The organism is Kaistia terrae, assembly GCF_026344005.1.
GTDB classification, from domain to species: Bacteria; Pseudomonadota; Alphaproteobacteria; order Rhizobiales; family Kaistiaceae; genus Kaistia; species Kaistia terrae.
The window spans coordinates 57043-73111 of the sequence record NZ_JAPKNH010000012.1; the positions used below are offsets into that span (position 1 = coordinate 57043).

The 16069-nt window shown below is 63.0% G+C and carries 15 protein-coding genes; 11 read left to right on the forward strand and 4 right to left on the reverse strand.

Annotated features, from left to right (window positions below; genetic code table 11):
- Nucleotides 1-15: 15 nt before the first annotated feature.
- The gene (locus OSH12_RS22915) at nt 16-1734 is read left to right on the forward strand and encodes an urease subunit alpha (RefSeq protein WP_266345957.1); all 1719 of its coding nucleotides are present in this window, start codon (nt 16-18) and stop codon (nt 1732-1734) included.
- 164 nt (nt 1735-1898) lie between these two features.
- Here OSH12_RS22915 and OSH12_RS22920 read toward each other — a convergent pair whose 3' ends face one another.
- Complete coding sequence (locus OSH12_RS22920; protein WP_266345958.1) at nt 1899-2105, reverse strand: hypothetical protein; 207 nt, start codon at nt 2103-2105, stop codon at nt 1899-1901.
- Between the two features lie 31 nt (nt 2106-2136).
- On the opposite strand from OSH12_RS22920, the gene OSH12_RS22925 reads away from it, so the two are divergent.
- From OSH12_RS22925 to OSH12_RS22960, 8 genes are all read left to right on the forward strand, one after another.
- Nucleotides 2137-2268, forward strand: coding sequence for a CrcB family protein (locus tag OSH12_RS22925; protein ID WP_266345959.1), 132 nt, complete (start codon nt 2137-2139; stop codon nt 2266-2268).
- A 25-nt stretch (nt 2269-2293) separates the two neighbouring features.
- Nucleotides 2294-2998: an urease accessory protein UreE gene (gene ureE, locus OSH12_RS22930; RefSeq protein WP_266345960.1), complete on the forward strand. Its 705-nt coding sequence runs from the start codon at nt 2294-2296 to the stop codon at nt 2996-2998.
- 41 nt (nt 2999-3039) lie between these two features.
- Nucleotides 3040-3720: an urease accessory protein UreF gene (locus OSH12_RS22935; RefSeq protein WP_323180717.1), complete on the forward strand. Its 681-nt coding sequence runs from the start codon at nt 3040-3042 to the stop codon at nt 3718-3720.
- Nucleotides 3721-3746: 26 nt separating this feature from the next.
- Nucleotides 3747-4394 carry an urease accessory protein UreG gene (ureG, locus tag OSH12_RS22940; protein WP_266345962.1) on the forward strand — a complete coding sequence of 216 codons (648 nt, stop codon included), beginning with the start codon at nt 3747-3749 and terminating at the stop codon, nt 4392-4394.
- A gap of 4 nt (nt 4395-4398) precedes the next feature.
- Nucleotides 4399-5334, forward strand: coding sequence for an urease accessory protein UreD (locus OSH12_RS22945; protein WP_266345963.1), 936 nt, complete (start codon nt 4399-4401; stop codon nt 5332-5334).
- Between the two features lie 18 nt (nt 5335-5352).
- Nucleotides 5353-6345: an urea transporter gene (gene yut, locus OSH12_RS22950; protein ID WP_266345964.1), complete on the forward strand. Its 993-nt coding sequence runs from the start codon at nt 5353-5355 to the stop codon at nt 6343-6345.
- Between the two features lie 74 nt (nt 6346-6419).
- On the forward strand, nt 6420-7661 hold the full coding sequence (locus OSH12_RS22955) for an ammonium transporter (RefSeq protein WP_266345965.1): 1242 nt from the start codon (nt 6420-6422) through the stop codon (nt 7659-7661).
- A gap of 165 nt (nt 7662-7826) precedes the next feature.
- Nucleotides 7827-9077, forward strand: coding sequence for an ArsB/NhaD family transporter (locus tag OSH12_RS22960; RefSeq protein ID WP_266345966.1), 1251 nt, complete (start codon nt 7827-7829; stop codon nt 9075-9077).
- A 30-nt stretch (nt 9078-9107) separates the two neighbouring features.
- Here OSH12_RS22960 and aspT read toward each other — a convergent pair whose 3' ends face one another.
- Nucleotides 9108-10790 (reverse strand): aspartate-alanine antiporter, encoded by a 1683-nt coding sequence (aspT, locus tag OSH12_RS22965; protein WP_266345967.1) that lies wholly within the window; start codon nt 10788-10790, stop codon nt 9108-9110.
- 246 nt (nt 10791-11036) lie between these two features.
- Nucleotides 11037-12215: a glycoside hydrolase family 88 protein gene (locus OSH12_RS22970; protein WP_266345968.1), complete on the reverse strand. Its 1179-nt coding sequence runs from the start codon at nt 12213-12215 to the stop codon at nt 11037-11039.
- Between the two features lie 151 nt (nt 12216-12366).
- Here OSH12_RS22970 and OSH12_RS22975 point away from each other — a divergent pair, with 151 nt between their 5' ends.
- Nucleotides 12367-13149, forward strand: coding sequence for an enoyl-CoA hydratase-related protein (locus tag OSH12_RS22975; RefSeq protein WP_266345969.1), 783 nt, complete (start codon nt 12367-12369; stop codon nt 13147-13149).
- 6 nt (nt 13150-13155) lie between these two features.
- Here OSH12_RS22975 and OSH12_RS22980 read toward each other — a convergent pair whose 3' ends face one another.
- Nucleotides 13156-14244, reverse strand: coding sequence for a LacI family DNA-binding transcriptional regulator (locus OSH12_RS22980; protein WP_266345970.1), 1089 nt, complete (start codon nt 14242-14244; stop codon nt 13156-13158).
- A 494-nt stretch (nt 14245-14738) separates the two neighbouring features.
- Here OSH12_RS22980 and OSH12_RS22985 point away from each other — a divergent pair, with 494 nt between their 5' ends.
- Nucleotides 14739-16031, forward strand: a complete 1293-nt coding sequence (locus OSH12_RS22985) for an ABC transporter substrate-binding protein (protein WP_266345971.1) — start codon at nt 14739-14741, stop codon at nt 16029-16031.
- Nucleotides 16032-16069 lie beyond the last annotated feature (38 nt).

The window sequence follows — 16069 nt, forward strand, 5'->3', positions numbered from 1 at the left end:
GAACGGAATTTTGAGATGGCAAAGATTTCGAGGCAGCAGTACTCGGACTTGTACGGCCCGACGACGGGCGACAAGATCCGGCTGGGTGATACCGATCTCTATATCGAGATCGAGAAGGATCTGCGCGTCTATGGCGAGGAAGCCGTGTATGGCGGCGGCAAGACGCTGCGCGACGGCATGGGCTTCGACAACGAGCTGACCAGCTCCGCCGGGGCGCCGGACCTCGTCATCACCAACGTCACGATCCTCGATGCCGTGCAGGGCGTCATCAAGGCGGATGTCGGCATCAAGAATGGCCTGATCTGCGCTATCGGCAAGGCTGGCAATCCCTCGACGATGTCGGGCGTGACAGCCGGTCTGGCGCTTGGTGCAGGTACGGACGCAATCTCGGGCGAGCACCTGATCCTTACCGCCGGCGGCATCGATGCGCACGTCCACTTCATCTCGCCACAGCAGGCCCAGGCCGCGCTCAGCAACGGCGTCACGACGCTGTTCGGCGGCGGCATAGGACCGTCGGACGGCACGAACGGCACCACGATCACCCCGGGTACGTGGAACATCGAGATGATGCTCCGCTCCTTCGACGGGTGGCCGGTCAATGCGGGCGTGCTGGGCAAGGGCAATTGCTCCTCGCTGCTGCCTATGGAAGAACAGCTCCACGCTGGCGCCATGGGCCTCAAGATCCATGAGGATTGGGGTTCCACGCCGGCCGCGATCCGGGCGGCGCTGACGGTCGCTGACAATTACGACATCCAGGTCTGCATTCACACGGACACGCTGAACGAAGCCGGTTTCGTCGAGAATACGATCGCCGCGTTCGAAGGCCGGACGATCCATACCTACCACACGGAAGGCGCCGGCGGCGGCCATGCTCCGGACATCATTCGTGTAGCCGGCGTTTCCAATGTCATTCCGAGCTCGACCAATCCGACCTTGCCCTTCGGAATCAATTCGCAGGCCGAATTGTTCGACATGACGATGATCTGTCACAATCTCAGCCCGAAGATCCCGACCGACGTCGCTTTTGCAGAGAGCCGCGTGCGTGTCGAGACCATCGCTGCAGAGAACGTGCTGCATGATCTCGGGGCGATCTCGATCCTCTCCAGCGACAGCCAGGCCATGGGTCGCGTCGGGGAGAACTGGATGCGAACCATCCAGACGGCGGACCTGATGAAGCAGCGCGCCGGTGCCTATGAGGGTGACAAATCCGGCAACGACAATGAGCGCGTTCTGCGCTTCGTCGCCAAGGTGACGATCAACCCCGCCATCGCGCAGGGCGTCAGTCACGTCATCGGCTCGATCGGTATCGGCAAGATGGCGGATCTCGTGCTTTGGGAGCCTGCTTTCTTTGGTGCTAAGCCGAAGATGGTGATCAAGGGCGGCATGATCTCCTGGGCGCTGATGGGCGACCCGAATGCCTCGTTGCCGACGCCACAGCCTGTCATCTACCGCCCGATGTTCGGCGCACAGGGCTCGGCTCTGCCCAAGACCCGCGTTACCTTCACCTCGCGCGCCGCCTATGATGATGGCATCGTCGATCGCTACGAACTGAAGTCGCAGGTCATGCCGGTCTACGGTACGCGTGCGATCAGCAAGGGCTCGATGATCCGCAACAGCACCCTGCCGGAGATCGAGGTAAATCCCGAAACCTTCGCGGTCACGGTCAATGGCAGACACGCCACGATCGAGCCCGCAAAGCGCGTCCCGCTCGGACAGTTGTACTTCTTCAGCTGAGCCAATTCGGAATGCGGAGGACGACTGGTCCTCCGCATCTTCATGCATGGTGGCACTGTGAGAGCGATCGACGTCATTTGGGTCTGCCTGGGCGGCGGTATCGGGTCGCTGCTCCGCCGGCAGATCGGGCATCTCCTTGGTTCCAGGATTCCCACACGCTTTCGCTACAGCAGCGGTTTGGCGACGTGATATCCTCGCTCGATATCACCGGTACTCCTGGCCGCTACACGACCTTCGGTTCCATGCAACTCGATGCCGTGCAGATGGCCGAGGGGCGCCGCCATGCGCTTGCTCGTTTCGTCCGTGCTGGCGGGGTTGATCGCGGCGGTCGCGGGCGTAGCGCTGGCAAAGGCCTGAGGTAGTTCGCTCATGTCGGTTCAAGCAGCGACGTTCTCACGTTTTATGAGCCTTTTCCGAGATGGCGGCGCCGGCCAGTTCGGACTGGAGATGCTCTACATCGTAGCGAGCCTCGTGGCCGGCTATGCTGCCATCTTGTTCGGTATTCGCGACGCCAAGCGGACCCGCGCCGCTTGAGCACCAAGTTTGTTTGGAGACACGAATGATTCTCGTCGAAAATAAGCTCGGCAATCTCAGCGATCCCGTCTGGCGGGAACGCGCTCGGAGCGTCGAAATCGATCCCCTGGTTCTGGAACAGTGGGAAGCGCCGAAGAATCGCCTGCGCAAGGCGAGCGAGGGCGGCGTCGAACTCGCGATCTCCCTGCCGCGTTCAGAGCACCTCCACAATGACGACGTGCTCCACTACGACGCCGATAGGGGGGTAATCGTTGTCGCCCGTATCGCGCTGAAGCAAGTCCTCGTGATCGAACTCGAGGGACTGGAGACGCTGTCGCCTCTCGAAATCCTGCGCACTTGCTTCGAGCTCGGACACGGCCTCGGCAATCAGCATTGGCCTGCGGTTATCAAGGGTTCAACCGTCTATGTGCCGCTGTCGGTCGACCAGAAGGTGATGGCTTCGGTCATGCGCACGCATGCCTTCGCCCATGTCAAAACCCATTTCGCACCGGGCGAGGAGATCGCTGCGAAGCTGGACGCCAAGGAAGTCCGGATGTTGTTCGCCGGCGCCGACGCGACGCCGCATCATCATCGCGACCTGCATAGCGACAGCCACTCGCATTCCCACGGTCACGACCACGACCACGATCATGGCGACGGTCACAGCCACGATCATGGTCCCAATCATTCCGATGATCACAATCATGATCACGGCCATACGCACAATCACAAGCATTCCTCGGGAACGTGATGGCTGACGACGAGACAAGGACGCCGATCGCATCGCTCGACATGGTGCGTCTGGCACGCCTGCTGCAATTTTCTGACTCGACGCTACCGATCGGATCCTTCGCGTTTTCGAATGGTCTGGAATCGGCCATTCAGACCCAGGTCGTCACGGATCCGGACAGCCTCCTGCAATATGTCGAGTTGGTCTTGCGTCAGGCAGCACGGATGGACGGCGTTGCACTTCTTCACGCCCATCGCGCGGTTCTCGCCGGAGACTACCAGGGCATCCTTGATGCGGACAGCGAGTTGCTTTGCCGTCGCGTGGGCGAGGAGCAGCAGCTGATGCTGACGCGGGTCGGCAAGAAGCTGGCCGAACTCGTGCTGAAGATCACCCACTCACCCGTGCTGGAGCGCTGGCTCGCCGATATCAAGGCAGGCGTCACGCCCGGCTGCTTTCCAATCGGCCAGGCGATTGCGCTGGCTCATGTCGGCGCGACCGAGGTCGAAGCCTTCGTCATGCATCAATATGGCGTGTCGTCGATGATCCTCAGCGCCGCGGTCAGGCTGATGCGGATCGATCACATCGATACGCAGCGCATCCTGTTCAAGGCGCAGGAGCGCGTCCAGGACGACTACCTTGCCGTGCGCGATCTGTCCCTCGATGAGATGTCGGCGTTCGCGCCGATCTTCGATGTGCTCGTCGCCCACCATACGACAACCCATGTCCGGCTGTTCATGAACTGAACCCGGCATTGGCAGAGGAACCGGATATGAAGAAAATCACGCGTATCGGCATTGGCGGCCCCGTCGGCTCCGGCAAGACCGCGGTTATCGAGGCCATCACACCGCTCCTGATCAACATGGGCATCAAGCCCCTGATCATCACCAATGACGTGGTGACGACCGAAGACGCCAAGCAGGTGCGCCGCACTCTCAAGGGTGTTCTGATCGAGGAGAAGATCGTCGGGGTGGAGACGGGCGCATGTCCGCATACCGCCGTGCGCGAGGACCCCTCGATGAACATCGCGGCTGTCGAGGAACTCGAGGAAAAATACCCCGACAGCGATGTGATCCTGATCGAATCCGGCGGCGATAACCTGACGCTGACCTTCAGCCCGGCGCTCGCGGACTTTTTCATCTACGTGATCGATGTCGCGGCAGGTGACAAGATCCCGCGCAAGAACGGCGCCGGCGTCTGCCAGTCGGACATCCTGATCATCAACAAGAAGGATCTCGCGCCTTATGTCGGCGCCAGCCTTGAGGTCATGGACCGTGACTCCAAGCTGATGCGCGGCAAGAAGCCGTTCATCTTCACCAACTGCAAGACCGGTGAAGGCGTCGATGACCTGATCCAGCTCATTCTCGATATGGCGCTGTTCGACGTGAAGGTGACTCCTCCGGCTGCGGCGAGTGCATGAAGCCATGACACTTCACGAGCGGCTCGGCCGCCTCGACGGGGCTCGCGAACTGCGTGATTTTCACACGCAGCCTGCGCAAATGCGTGCGGCGGCGCATGGCAAGGTGGGTGAGCTTCGCCTCGGTTTCTCGATGCGAAACGGCCGCTCCATCCTGCACGATCTCTACCGGATGGCGCCGTTGCTCGTGCAGCAGGCGTTGTACTGGGACGAGGCGATGCCCGAGTTGCCGATCTGCGCGATCATATCGGTCGGCGGCGGTATCCTGCAGGGCGACCGCTACAAGATCGACATATCGGTAGGCGAGGGCGCCTGCGCCCAGGTGACCTCGCAGAGCGCCAATCGCGTTCATCAGATGGACGCGAACTACGCCTCCCAGTACCAGACGGTCACGCTCGAAGCCGGGGCCTATCTCGAATATCTCCCGGACTTCACGATCGCCTATCGGGGCTCGCGTTACATCAATCAGACCGATGTCGTCGTTGCCGAGGACGCCACGCTTCTCTACGGCGAGATGATCCTTGCCGGTCGCAAGCATCACCATGTCGACGAGCGGTTCGGCCTGGACCTGCTGTCGATGACCGTCTCGGTTCGTCGGCCCGACGGAAGGAAGCTTTTCACGGAGAAGTTCCTGGTCGAGAAGGGGGATCCGACGGTCGATTTCGCGGCGGTGATGCGCGGCTTCGACGCCTTCGCGAATGTGATTTGCCTGACACCGCCAGAGATCGCCACGCGGATCAAAGAGCGCTTCGCGACCAATTTCGAAGCGGAGTCGCCGCGCGCGATCTCCGGTGTGTCCCGGTTGCCCAACGCTGCCGGCTTGATGCTGCGCGTTGTCGGGGTCGAATCCTACGACGTCCGCAATGAGGTTCGTCGCTTCTGGCGCATCGTGCGCGAGGAAGTGCGGGGACGGACTCTGCCGGAAGAATTTCTTTGGCGTTGATTGGGGGGTGAACCAGCGATGGCGGACAAGAAGAGCGACTTTCTGACGGCGTGCCTGCGTGGGACGAGCCAGGTCTTTTTTATGCAGAATGCCCTGACAGGCGTTCTTTTCTTCGTCGCCATGGCCTACGCGTCCTACGTATCGGGCGTCTGGGCAACAACGATCGGCGCCGCGATCGGTGTCGTTGTCGCGACGCTGACGGCGATCGTTCTGGAGTGCGACGAGGATTCGATCGGCCAGGGCCTATTCGGCTTCAACGGAGTCCTGGTCGGCGCCGCCCTGCCGACTTTCATCGCGGTCTCGCCACAGCTCTGGGTTTACGTTGTTGTCGGCGCCGCCGCGAGCACGGTTCTAACCGCTGCCTTCAGCGCCACCTTGACCAATAGCTGGGGCATTCCCGGATCGACCGGTCCGTTCGTCCTCACCGGTTGGCTGATGGTGGCGGGGGCCTACTCCTTCGGCGGGCTCGAGGTCGCCGGAGAAGCGCCGAAGCTCGCTTCCGCCTTTGGGCCGCATCTGGTGACGATCCCGCCCCTCAATGAGCTCGTGGAAATATTCTTCCGCAATATCGGGCAAGTATATCTGCTGGGTAGCGCCGTCAGCGGCGCGATCATCCTTGCCGGCATCTTCATTGCTTCGATCCCGGCTGGCATTGCCGTCGTCGCGGGTTCCATCATCGCGATCATCGTCGCGGTAGGCATGGCCGCCGACCCGGCGATCGTCAGCCAGGGACTCTACGGTTTCAGCCCGGTCCTGACCGCTCTCGCGGTCGGCGTGATTTTCCTCAAGCCGTCAGTGAAAGTGGCCCTCTATGCCGTCCTTGCCACCGTGACGACGGTGTTCGTGCAGGGCGCACTCGACGTGATCGTGGCACCGTCTGGCCTGCCTAGCTTCACCGCCCCCTACGTGCTGACGATGTATCTGTTCATCGCGCCGAAGAAGCTTATGGCCCCGCATCCGCACAAGGCAGTGAAGGACCACATGGCCTACGAGGCCAAGAAGTCGATCTAGTATCGGCGCAAGCGCGCATCCTCTCTCGCGGCGCCCGCTCCGGAGGCCGGCCATTCACTCGTAAAGGAAAGCCGATGCAAGCCATCAATTCGGGCGATACCGCCTTTATTCTGATCTGTACGGCGCTTGTTTGCATGATGACGCCGGCGCTTGCTCTGTTCTACGGAGGCCTGGTCAGGCAGCGCGACATGCTGTCGATCATGATACAGAACTTCGTCTGCATCGGCGTCGTTGGACTGATCTGGGTGTTCGGCGGTTTCAGCCTGGCCTTTGGCCCGGATATCGGCGGCGTCATCGGCGACATCCGCCCCTATTTCGGCATGTATCACGTCGGCATAGAGCCCAATCCCACCTATGCCCCAAACATTCCGTTCATCATGGTCTTTGCCTACCAGATGATGTTCGCCATCATCACGCCGGCTCTGATGACGGGCGCCTTTGTCGGACGAATCCAGTTCGGCGCTTATCTCTTCTTCATCGCCCTGTGGACCATCCTCATCTATCTCCCGGCGGCCCATTGGGTCTGGGGTGGTGGCTTCCTCGCGAAGCTTGGCGTCGTCGACTTTGCTGGCGGCATCGTCATCCACACCGCGGCAGGCTTCTCCGCGCTCGCGACGGCGCGTTACCTCGGCAAGCGGAAGGTGTCGGTCGGTGAAAAGGAAACCTTGCCTGCCAACCTCCCATTGGTGGCGCTGGGGGCGGGCTTGCTGTGGTTCGGCTGGTTTGGCTTCAACGCCGGCGGAGCCTATGCGGCCAATGCTCTCGCGGCCTACGCTTTCACCAACACCATGCTGGCCGGTTCGATTGCCATGCTGGTCTGGATGTTCTGGGAATGGCGCGAAACCAGGCGTCCATCCTTCTCGGGCGTCCTGGTTGGAGCGGTCGCCGGTCTCGCGACCATCACGCCGGCAGCCGGCTATGTCGAACCCATGTCGGCCCTGCTGATCGGCGCGGTCGGCGCGACGGCCTGCTACCATGCGAAATATGTCCAGAGCTGGCTGAAGATTGACGACACGCTGGAAGTCTGGCGGGCCCATGGCGTCGGCGGCATGACCGGCGCGCTGCTGATCGGCGTCCTGGCAAGCTCCAGCATCAACAAGGTCTCTGCCGGCTTCTACCAGCTCGGTGTGCAGGCCCTGGCCGTCGTGATCGTCGCCGCCTACGCCGCGATTGTGACAACCATCATCCTCAAGGTACTCGACATGACCGGCAAGATGCGCGTGCCGGAGGACGAGCAGATAAACGGCCTCGACGAAGCGATGGTCGGCGAGCGGGCCTACAATCTCTGGAACATGGATCGCAAGATCTCGGAATAGCCTTCCGGGCGAGGAGGCGGCCCTTGGGCCGCCTCTTGCTACATTTGTGAAGGCGCGGCCCGCATCGGCGCCGCCGAAGGGTCGATCGCGATGCGCGATCGGCCTCATACATTAGGGACGTGGCTGTGTTCGTACGGCCCAACGAGCGGGTCGGACGACGCCACCATGGACTTCACGATCGCGATTTTCATCCTTGTCTACTTCGCCATGGCCCTTGGTCATCTGCCGGGCTTCCGCCTCGACAGGACCGGTGCCGCCGTGGTCGGTGCGATGATCCTGATCGCGGCGGGGGAGATTTCTCCAGCCGCCGCCTGGGCTGCCGTCGACTACCGCACCATTGGTCTGCTCTTCGGACTGATGGTGGTTTCAGCCGCCTTCATGGTCGCTGGCTTTTATGACCGGGTGGCGCAAAGCGTCGGTTCGATCGACGTCGGCCCGAAGGGGCTTCTGGCAATTCTGATCGCCGTCTCCGGCGTGATGGCGGCGCTGCTGAACAAGGATGTGGTGGCGGTAGCCATGACGCCCGTCTTCTGCTCCATCTGCCTGCAGCGCCGGCTCAATCCCTTGCCGTTCTTGCTCGGCTTCTGCTTTGCCGCCAACTTCGCCTCCGCCGCGACGCTGATCGGCAGCCCTCAGAATATGATCGTCGCGCAGGCGCTCGACCTCTCCTTTGTCGGCTTCATGCGGGCCGCGGCTCTGCCGGCGTTGGTCGGCCTGCCGGTGATCTGGGTCGTCATCGTGCTGTGCTATCGCGGGCGGTGGGAATTGTCGGTCGTGCCGGATCCCGTCAAAACGGGGACGGAGGCGGTTGCCACGCCGCCGGTCGAGTTCAATCGGGGGGAGACGATCAAGGCGGCGATCGTCGCCGTCGTGGTGATCGGTCTCTTCATTTTCACGGACTGGCCACACATGCTGATCGCGCTCGCCGGCGCCAGCGTGCTGCTCGTCAGCCGCCGCATGGCCTCGGCCAATCTGCTGCATCATGTGAACGGCGACCTTTTGATCCTGCTGTTCGGCCTCTTCGTCGTCAACGCGACCCTGACGGCCACGGGCCTGACGCAGCATCTGCTGACCGGCCTCCGTGATGTTGGCCTGGACCTGCACGATCCCATGTCGATGCTGGGCGTCATGACGGTGCTGAGCAATATTGTCGGCAACAACCCCGCCGTCATGCTGGTGGCGCCCTTCATCGGGGGCGCGCAGCAACCGGAAGCCCTTGGCGCGGCGATTGCGCTGGGTACCAGCTTCTCGTCGAGCGCAGTGATCTTCGGCAGCCTCGTGGGCATTATCGTCGCCGAGGAATGCCGCAAGCGCGGCATCACCTTGAGCTTCACCGAATTTGCCAAAGCCGGCTTGCCGACCTCGATCATCTGCCTGGCGATGGCGGTCGGCTGGGTCTTCTATCTTACCCACTGACCCTCATGCCCGCCGCGGTGGCGAGATCGCCTATTTCATCAACAGCACGATGATGATGCCACCGATGGTGAGCAGTGTGTTGGATATGGCGTAAGGCACCGTGTAGCCGAGCGCGGGCACCTGGCTGCGGGCCTGGTCGGAGATCATGCCGAGCGCCGGCGTCGAGGCGCAAGCGCCCGCACAGCAGCCAAGCACCAAGGCATCGTCGAAACGGAAGACATATTTCGCCAGCAGCAGCGCGGCCACGGTGGGGATCGTCGTCACCACCATGCCCCAGAGAAACAGGCTCACGCCAACCTGCTGCACGCCGGCGACAAAACTCGGGCCGGACGAAATGCCGATGACGGCGATGAAGACGTTGAGGCCCACGGCGTTCATGAACCAGATGACCGGCGGAGGCACATGGCCGAAAGTCGGATGCACGGAGCGCTGCCAGCCGGCGATGATGCCCGCGATCAGCACGCCGCCGGCCATGGAAAGGGTCAGCGGCAGGCCGTCCACGCTGATCATCGGAATACCGATCAGGGCGCCTATTGCGATGGCGAGGAACACGGACGAGATATCCGTCTCCTTGGTGGAAAAGTCTGCCCGGCCGATGGCTTTGATCGCGGTTCGGATCTTTTGCGGGCGCCCGATCACGGTCAGCACGTCGCCGCGATGGATCTGCGTTTGCGGCAGGATCGGGATTTCCGTGCCGGAAGCGCCGCGCCGGATACGGGTGAGAAAGATCCCATGGGTCACGTCGAGGCGCGCAAGATCGGCCAGTGTCTTGCCGTCATAGGCGCGACGGGTAACCACGACGTCGATGCCCTCCGTTGGCATGTCGAGCATTTCAGGGTCTTCCACTTCCTCGACGCCGGTTGTGAAATGCGCTTTGAAGTTGCCACGGGCTCCAGCAATGCTGACGATGTCGTCGGCCTTGAGGATGGTGCTTTCATTCGCATCGATCACCTGATCGCCGCGGCGGATCCGGTCGAAGAACATCCGGGCCTGCATGCCGGCTTCTGCCTCGCCGACGGTCTTGCCGACCTGTGGAGCGTCCGCCGACAGTCGATAGGTGCGGATGATGTAGTGGTGCCAGGACGTGCCGACGCTGCGACTGGTCCCGCCCATGCGGGTCTCGTAGGCGCGGCATACGGCTGGAAGGTCGATGCGTAGCAATCGCGGGCCGATCTGCGAAATGATGAGGATCGGGCCGACCGTGCCGAAGATGTAGGTCATGGCGAAGGCGGTCGAGATTGCGCCAACCATGGATCGCGTCTCTTCGGCGGAGAGGCCCAGGCGACCGATGGCGCTTGTCGACAGGCCGAGGGCCGAGGACGCGGTGGCAGCCCCGGCGAACAGGCCCGCGCCAAAGCCCACGTCATAGCCTGCGAGGCGTGCCACGCCATAGGCGGTGCCGAGCATCAGCGCGCAAACGATGATCGCGAACAGGGCCTGCGGCGCGCCGTCCTGTGCCACACCTCGGACGAACTGCGGTCCGACGCCGTAGCCGATCGCGAACAGGAAGATCAGGAAGAAGACGGATCCGACGGTTTGGGAAATCTGGATGTCGAGTTGGCCGATCAATATCCCGACCAGCAGAGTTGTCGTCACCGCACCGAGGCCGAACCCTCGGAATTTGATCGTCCCGAGCGGATATCCGATTGCAACGGTGAGGAAGAGGGCGATTTCGGGATTTTTCTGCAGGGTCGTCGGTAACCAATCCCACATGCGATTACCGCCTTTTCGTATATTGGGGCCGCGAGCTTAGGGCACAGGGCGCGCCGGATTTCGATCGAGGGCACGACGTGAGCGTCAGTCTAGCCGAGGTAAGGAGCCCGTATGAACTCCAAATGACGTCCTGCACCAACTTCTAGAGGGCCCCTCTTTTCCAAAGACCAAGTCCTGACGCCAGACGATCGATATCGCACTGAGTCTCGGTAGGGAGCGCAGCTATTGCCGCGCTCATTGTCATCTCTATACGGCGAGCTGGGTGTGATGGATGCTGAAGGCTCCGGGCATCGTTACCCGCATAAGGGCTTCGACGAAGAAATAATCGCCGAACATGACTGCCGACTGCACGCCGATATTGTGGGGCTTCGAATAGCAGCCCTTCGTCAACAGACCGCGATGCTCAGGCGATGTCGCCAGATAGCCCGTGCAGAGACCGGCGAGCAGGCGCTCGGCCGTCTGCTGCCATTTCTGTTTGGCGGCCGGATCGGGATGCAGCCGCGCCAGGTCGATTAAGCCCGCCGTCATGATGGCAGTCGCTGACGTATCCAGCGGGGCGTCTGGCGTTGTATCGGCGAAATCCCAGGGCGGCACGATGGCCCCGCCGAGTTGATCCAACCATTTGCCGGCGACGATCTCGCCACGGCTGAGATAATGGCTGTCTCCGGTCGCGCCGGCCGTTGCCGCCAGTCCGTAGACCGACCATCCCGTGCCGCGCGACCAGGGCGATTCGTCGTGCAGGCCCTGATAGGTGTAGCCGCGCAGCCGATCGCCGCTCGTCGTGTCGTATTCGACAGCGTGATAGAGCGTCAGGTCGGGGCGGGTGAAGGCGCGGTCGGTCATCCGCGCATGCGCCTCGGCGGCGAGCAGGAAGCTCGCATCGCCGCTTTCCGTCGCTGCCCAGTAGAGCAGGGGGATGTTCGCCATGGTGTCGATCGCCGAGCTGGCGCGACCGCGCGGATCGCTCATCGGGCCCCAGGACGAGATGTAGGCGCCCTGCCTCGTGACGACGAGGCGGTCGCGCAGGCGGGCGGCGGCGCGCAGCGCGATGTCGCGATAGCGTCGCTCGCCGGTGATCCGGTAGAACGGCATCGCCGAGCTCAGGAAGATGAAACCGATATCGTGCGTGTTGCCGTCCTCGGCGCGCTGCTCGACCAGAAGCATGCGCTCGCGCGCCAGCGTCAGGAACTTCTCGTCGCGGGTGTGCAGGTAGGACGCGAGCAGCAGGCCGACCCAGAAGCCGCAGAACCAGTTGCCATGGCTCCAGTTGGTCCCGGTATAGCCGGCCGAGACCGAGGCGGGCATCGTCTGCCAGGCGCCGTCCGGGGCGGTGACATAGGGAAACTCGACGCCGATGGCTCGCTCGTCCTCGATGAGCTTGGCGGCAAGCAGGTCGAGAGCTTCGTGGAAGGGCGCAGTCGACATCGGGCAGGGTCCTCCGGTTTCGGTCGCGGTCTCCAGGCCGGCGCGGACGCGCCGGACTTGCCTCCTCAGGGCCGCTTTGTCATCCTGTATCAGAAAACGTTTTCAGAGACGAAGTGCATTTTTTTATCTCGTCGGATTTGGAGTTCTAATCTTGGAAATACTGGCCCCCCTGATCGCGACCGCGCGACCCTCCGCCCATGTGCTGCAGGTGAGCCTCGACCGGCCGGCGCAGCGCAACGCGCTGAGCAACGCCCTGCTGCAGGAACTGGCCGCGGTGCTGACGGCCGCGTCGCTCGATGACGATGTGCGCTGCGTCGTGCTGGCGGGCGGGCCGGCGCTGTTCTCGGCCGGCGCAGATATCAAGGAGATGCAGCGCGACGGCTTCGCGGCGATCGACAACCCCGCGCGCGTCGCCGCCTGGCGGGTGGTCGAGGGATTCCGCAAGCCGATCGTCGTGGCGATCGAGGGCATCGCCTATGGCGGCGGCCATGAACTCGCGATGCTCGGCGATATCGCGATTGCCGGGGAGAGCGCCCGTTTCGCCCAGCCGGAGATCAATATCGGCATCCTGCCCGGCGACGGGGCGACGCAGCGGCTGGCGCGCACCATCGGCAAGTCCTTGACGATGCTGATGGTTCTGACCGGCGAGCCGATCTCGGCTCAAGCGGCGTTGCAGGCGGGGCTGATCGCCGAGATCTGTCCGGACGGCGAGGCGGTGACTCGCGCTTTGGCTGTCGCGGCAACGATCGCGACCAAGGCGCCGGTTGCGGCGAGGCTCGCCAAGGAGGCGGTGCTGGCGGCCTATGAAACGCCACTCGCCATGGGCCTCGCGGTCGAGCGCAATGCCATCCGGCACGCCTTCACCACCGAGGATCAGAGCGAAGGCATGCGCGCCTTCGTCGAGAAGCGCCCGGCACGATTCAGCGGAACCTGACGGGGACTATTCCGCAGTTCTGTGCAGCTTTGGCCGGCGGACGAGGCCGGGTGCCGGACCTGTCGAGCCGCGGACGATCAGGCGGTGCGGCAGGGTGGTGATGACGGGAATCCGCACGCCGGCCGCCGCATTGACCAGATGATCGGCGGCGGCGCGGCCGATCTCGTTGGCCGGCACGCTGATCGTCGTCAGCGGCGGATCGAACTGGCTCGCCAGCTCGATATCGTCGAAGCCGGTGATCGAGATGTGCTGCGGCACCTTGAGACCGAGCGACCGGGCCTCGGCCAGCGCGCCAATCGCCAGCGTGTCGGTGGTGCACATCACGGCGGTGATCTCGGGATTGGACTGGATCAGCTGCCGGAGGCCCTGGCGGCCGTGTTGCAGGGTCTGGCTCATGCTGATCACGTGCGAATGGGGCAGGGGCACGTCGGCTTCGGCCAGCGCCGCGCGGATGCCGAGATAGCGCGACATCGAGCGGTCGTTCGATTCCGGCAGATTGGCGATGATGCCGAAATGGCGGTGGCCGAGCTCGAGTAGGTAGCGCGCCATGGAGGCCGCCGCGCCCTCATTGTCGATGCCGATCGCCTGCACCTCATCGCGCGCTGTGGCGACGTAGGTGGTCAGGTATGGCACGCCATGCTGGCGAATTAACTGATGCGTTTCAGGGAGTTGCGCGTCGCCGACCAGGGCCAGGCCATCAACGCCGTGCTCCAGCAGGCTGGCGACTTCCTGCAGTTCGCGGCGGGCCTCATATTGCGAATTGGCGATCAGCAGCGTGTAGCCGTGCTCGCTCAGCCGGTTCTGCATCGCCTCGACGCCTTCGGCGAAAATGCTGATGCCAAGCGTCGGCACGACGACGCCGAGGGTGCGGGTGCGGCGCGACTTGAGCGCCCGGCCGGCGCTGTCGCGGGTATAGGCCAGCGCCGTGACGGCGCGGGAGACGCGCTCGCGCAGTTCCGGGCTGACGATCTCTGGATGGTTCAGGACGCGCGAGACCGTTGCCGGCGAAACGCCGGCCTTGCGGGCGACATCGCCAAGTTTCACCTTGCTGTCGGATAGTGTTGGCGTCGGCGTGGCGTTTTTATTCTTGGTCATGGGACGTTGAACACGGCTTTGGGCAGTCGAGGACCGCCGCGGAGCGATTGGCGTCACTATCGTCGAATTGGATGTCGGGGTCCATCGCCGCAACTCGAACTCAGCTGGCTTCGCGATTGTCCAAAAAAGACGCTTGACCTCGTGAAAGCCGCGCGCCAATCTGAAAACGATTTCAGAGGGCGGCGATGCGCAAATCCGGCTCGCTGCCGGGCTGCGATCCGGTCGTTTCCGCGACGCGCTGGCGCGTGGAGTTCGGCTGCCTGCGAGCGAGTGTTCCGTTCGATCGGGGAGATCGACGGAGAAGGGCGGCCGGGTCTCCGGCGTCCGCTGCCCCCGGCGGCAAAGGTGGTTGAGGAGCCGCCCGTCGTCCGGGTTTCGACAGACATGAATGAAGGCAGGGTGTCCGGCGGCTGTGCCGTCCGGCGGAGGGCCGTGCTGTGTCCGCAGCACGGCAAGAGGGCGCGACAAGGCGCCGATACTTGCGGAGGGAACGCATGAGAATTCTAAGCCGATCGGTGGCCCGTGTGCTGCTGCTGGCGTCGTCGCTGACCGCGTTGTCGGCAGTTGGCGCGCGCGCCGAGACGACGCTCAATCTCTGCTACATGAACCATCCGGTGATCGCGGCGAATGTCACGATCCTGGAGAAATGGGCCAAGGAGCAGGGCGTCACGCTGAACAAGACGCCAGTCTCCTATTCGGTCTATCTGCCGAAGATCACGCAGATGCTGAGCGCCGGCGCGACCGACCAGTGCGACATCATCTGGAACAATGACGACTGGGGCCAGGATCTCGAAGGCTATCTCGCCTCCGTCGAGGACGTGACCGAAGTCCGCAACGTGGCCGAAGGCCAGTTGGAGCCGTTCCACAACAAGGAAGGCCAGACGACGGCCGTGCCGATCGTCACCACGGCCGGCATTTTCTTCTATCGCACCGACCTCGTGCCGGAAGACCAGGTGCCGAAGACCTGGGACCAGCTCGTCTCCGTCAGCAAGAAGCTGCAGGAAGAAGACAAGGTCCGCTGGGGCTATGTCGGCGGCATGTCCTACACCAATACGTTCTTCAGCTTCTGGTGGACGCTCTGGAACAATAATTGCGACATCTACGAGCCACTCTACGAGCGTGACAACGTCAAGATGGGCGAAGCAGGCTGGAAGCCGATGACGGCGTCGGCATGCCAGAAGGAAACCGCTGAGTTCTGGTGGGATGCGCTGCATGCCAACAAGATCAGCCCGCCCGGCATGACGACCTATTCGCGCGACGAGGCCAACGCCATCTTCCAGGCTGGCGACGCGGCCTTCACGGTCGCTGACACCACCTTCCTCGGCAACTTCAACAACCCCGACAAGTCGAAGATCGCCGGCAAGGTCGGCATCGCGACCTTCCCGCAGGGCCCGAACAGCAGCGGCCATCGCAACTGGATCGATATTTGGGGCTGGTCCATCCCCAAGGTGATCGATGCGGAGAAGCAGGCTGCTGCCAAGAAGCTGCTTGGCGCCATGATGACGGACGTCGATGGCCAGATCGAGCAGTGGCACCTGACCGGCGGTCCGCCGCCGAACACCAAGGTCTGGAAGGTTCTCGACGAGCAGGATCCGAACTGGGTCAAGATGAGCAAGATCCTGTTCGATTCAGCGCATGTGCATGATGCCTACTACTTCCGCAACTGGGCGGCGACCCACAAGGTCTACTCCGACGTCATGATCCGCGCGATGAAGGGTAGCCGCGAGGATATCCAGGCAACGCTGGAAGCCGGCGTCCAGCCGATCCACGACGGCGCGCCGAAGTAAGCCGATGAAACGGGTCGCGGCGAAAACGTTTCGTCTCG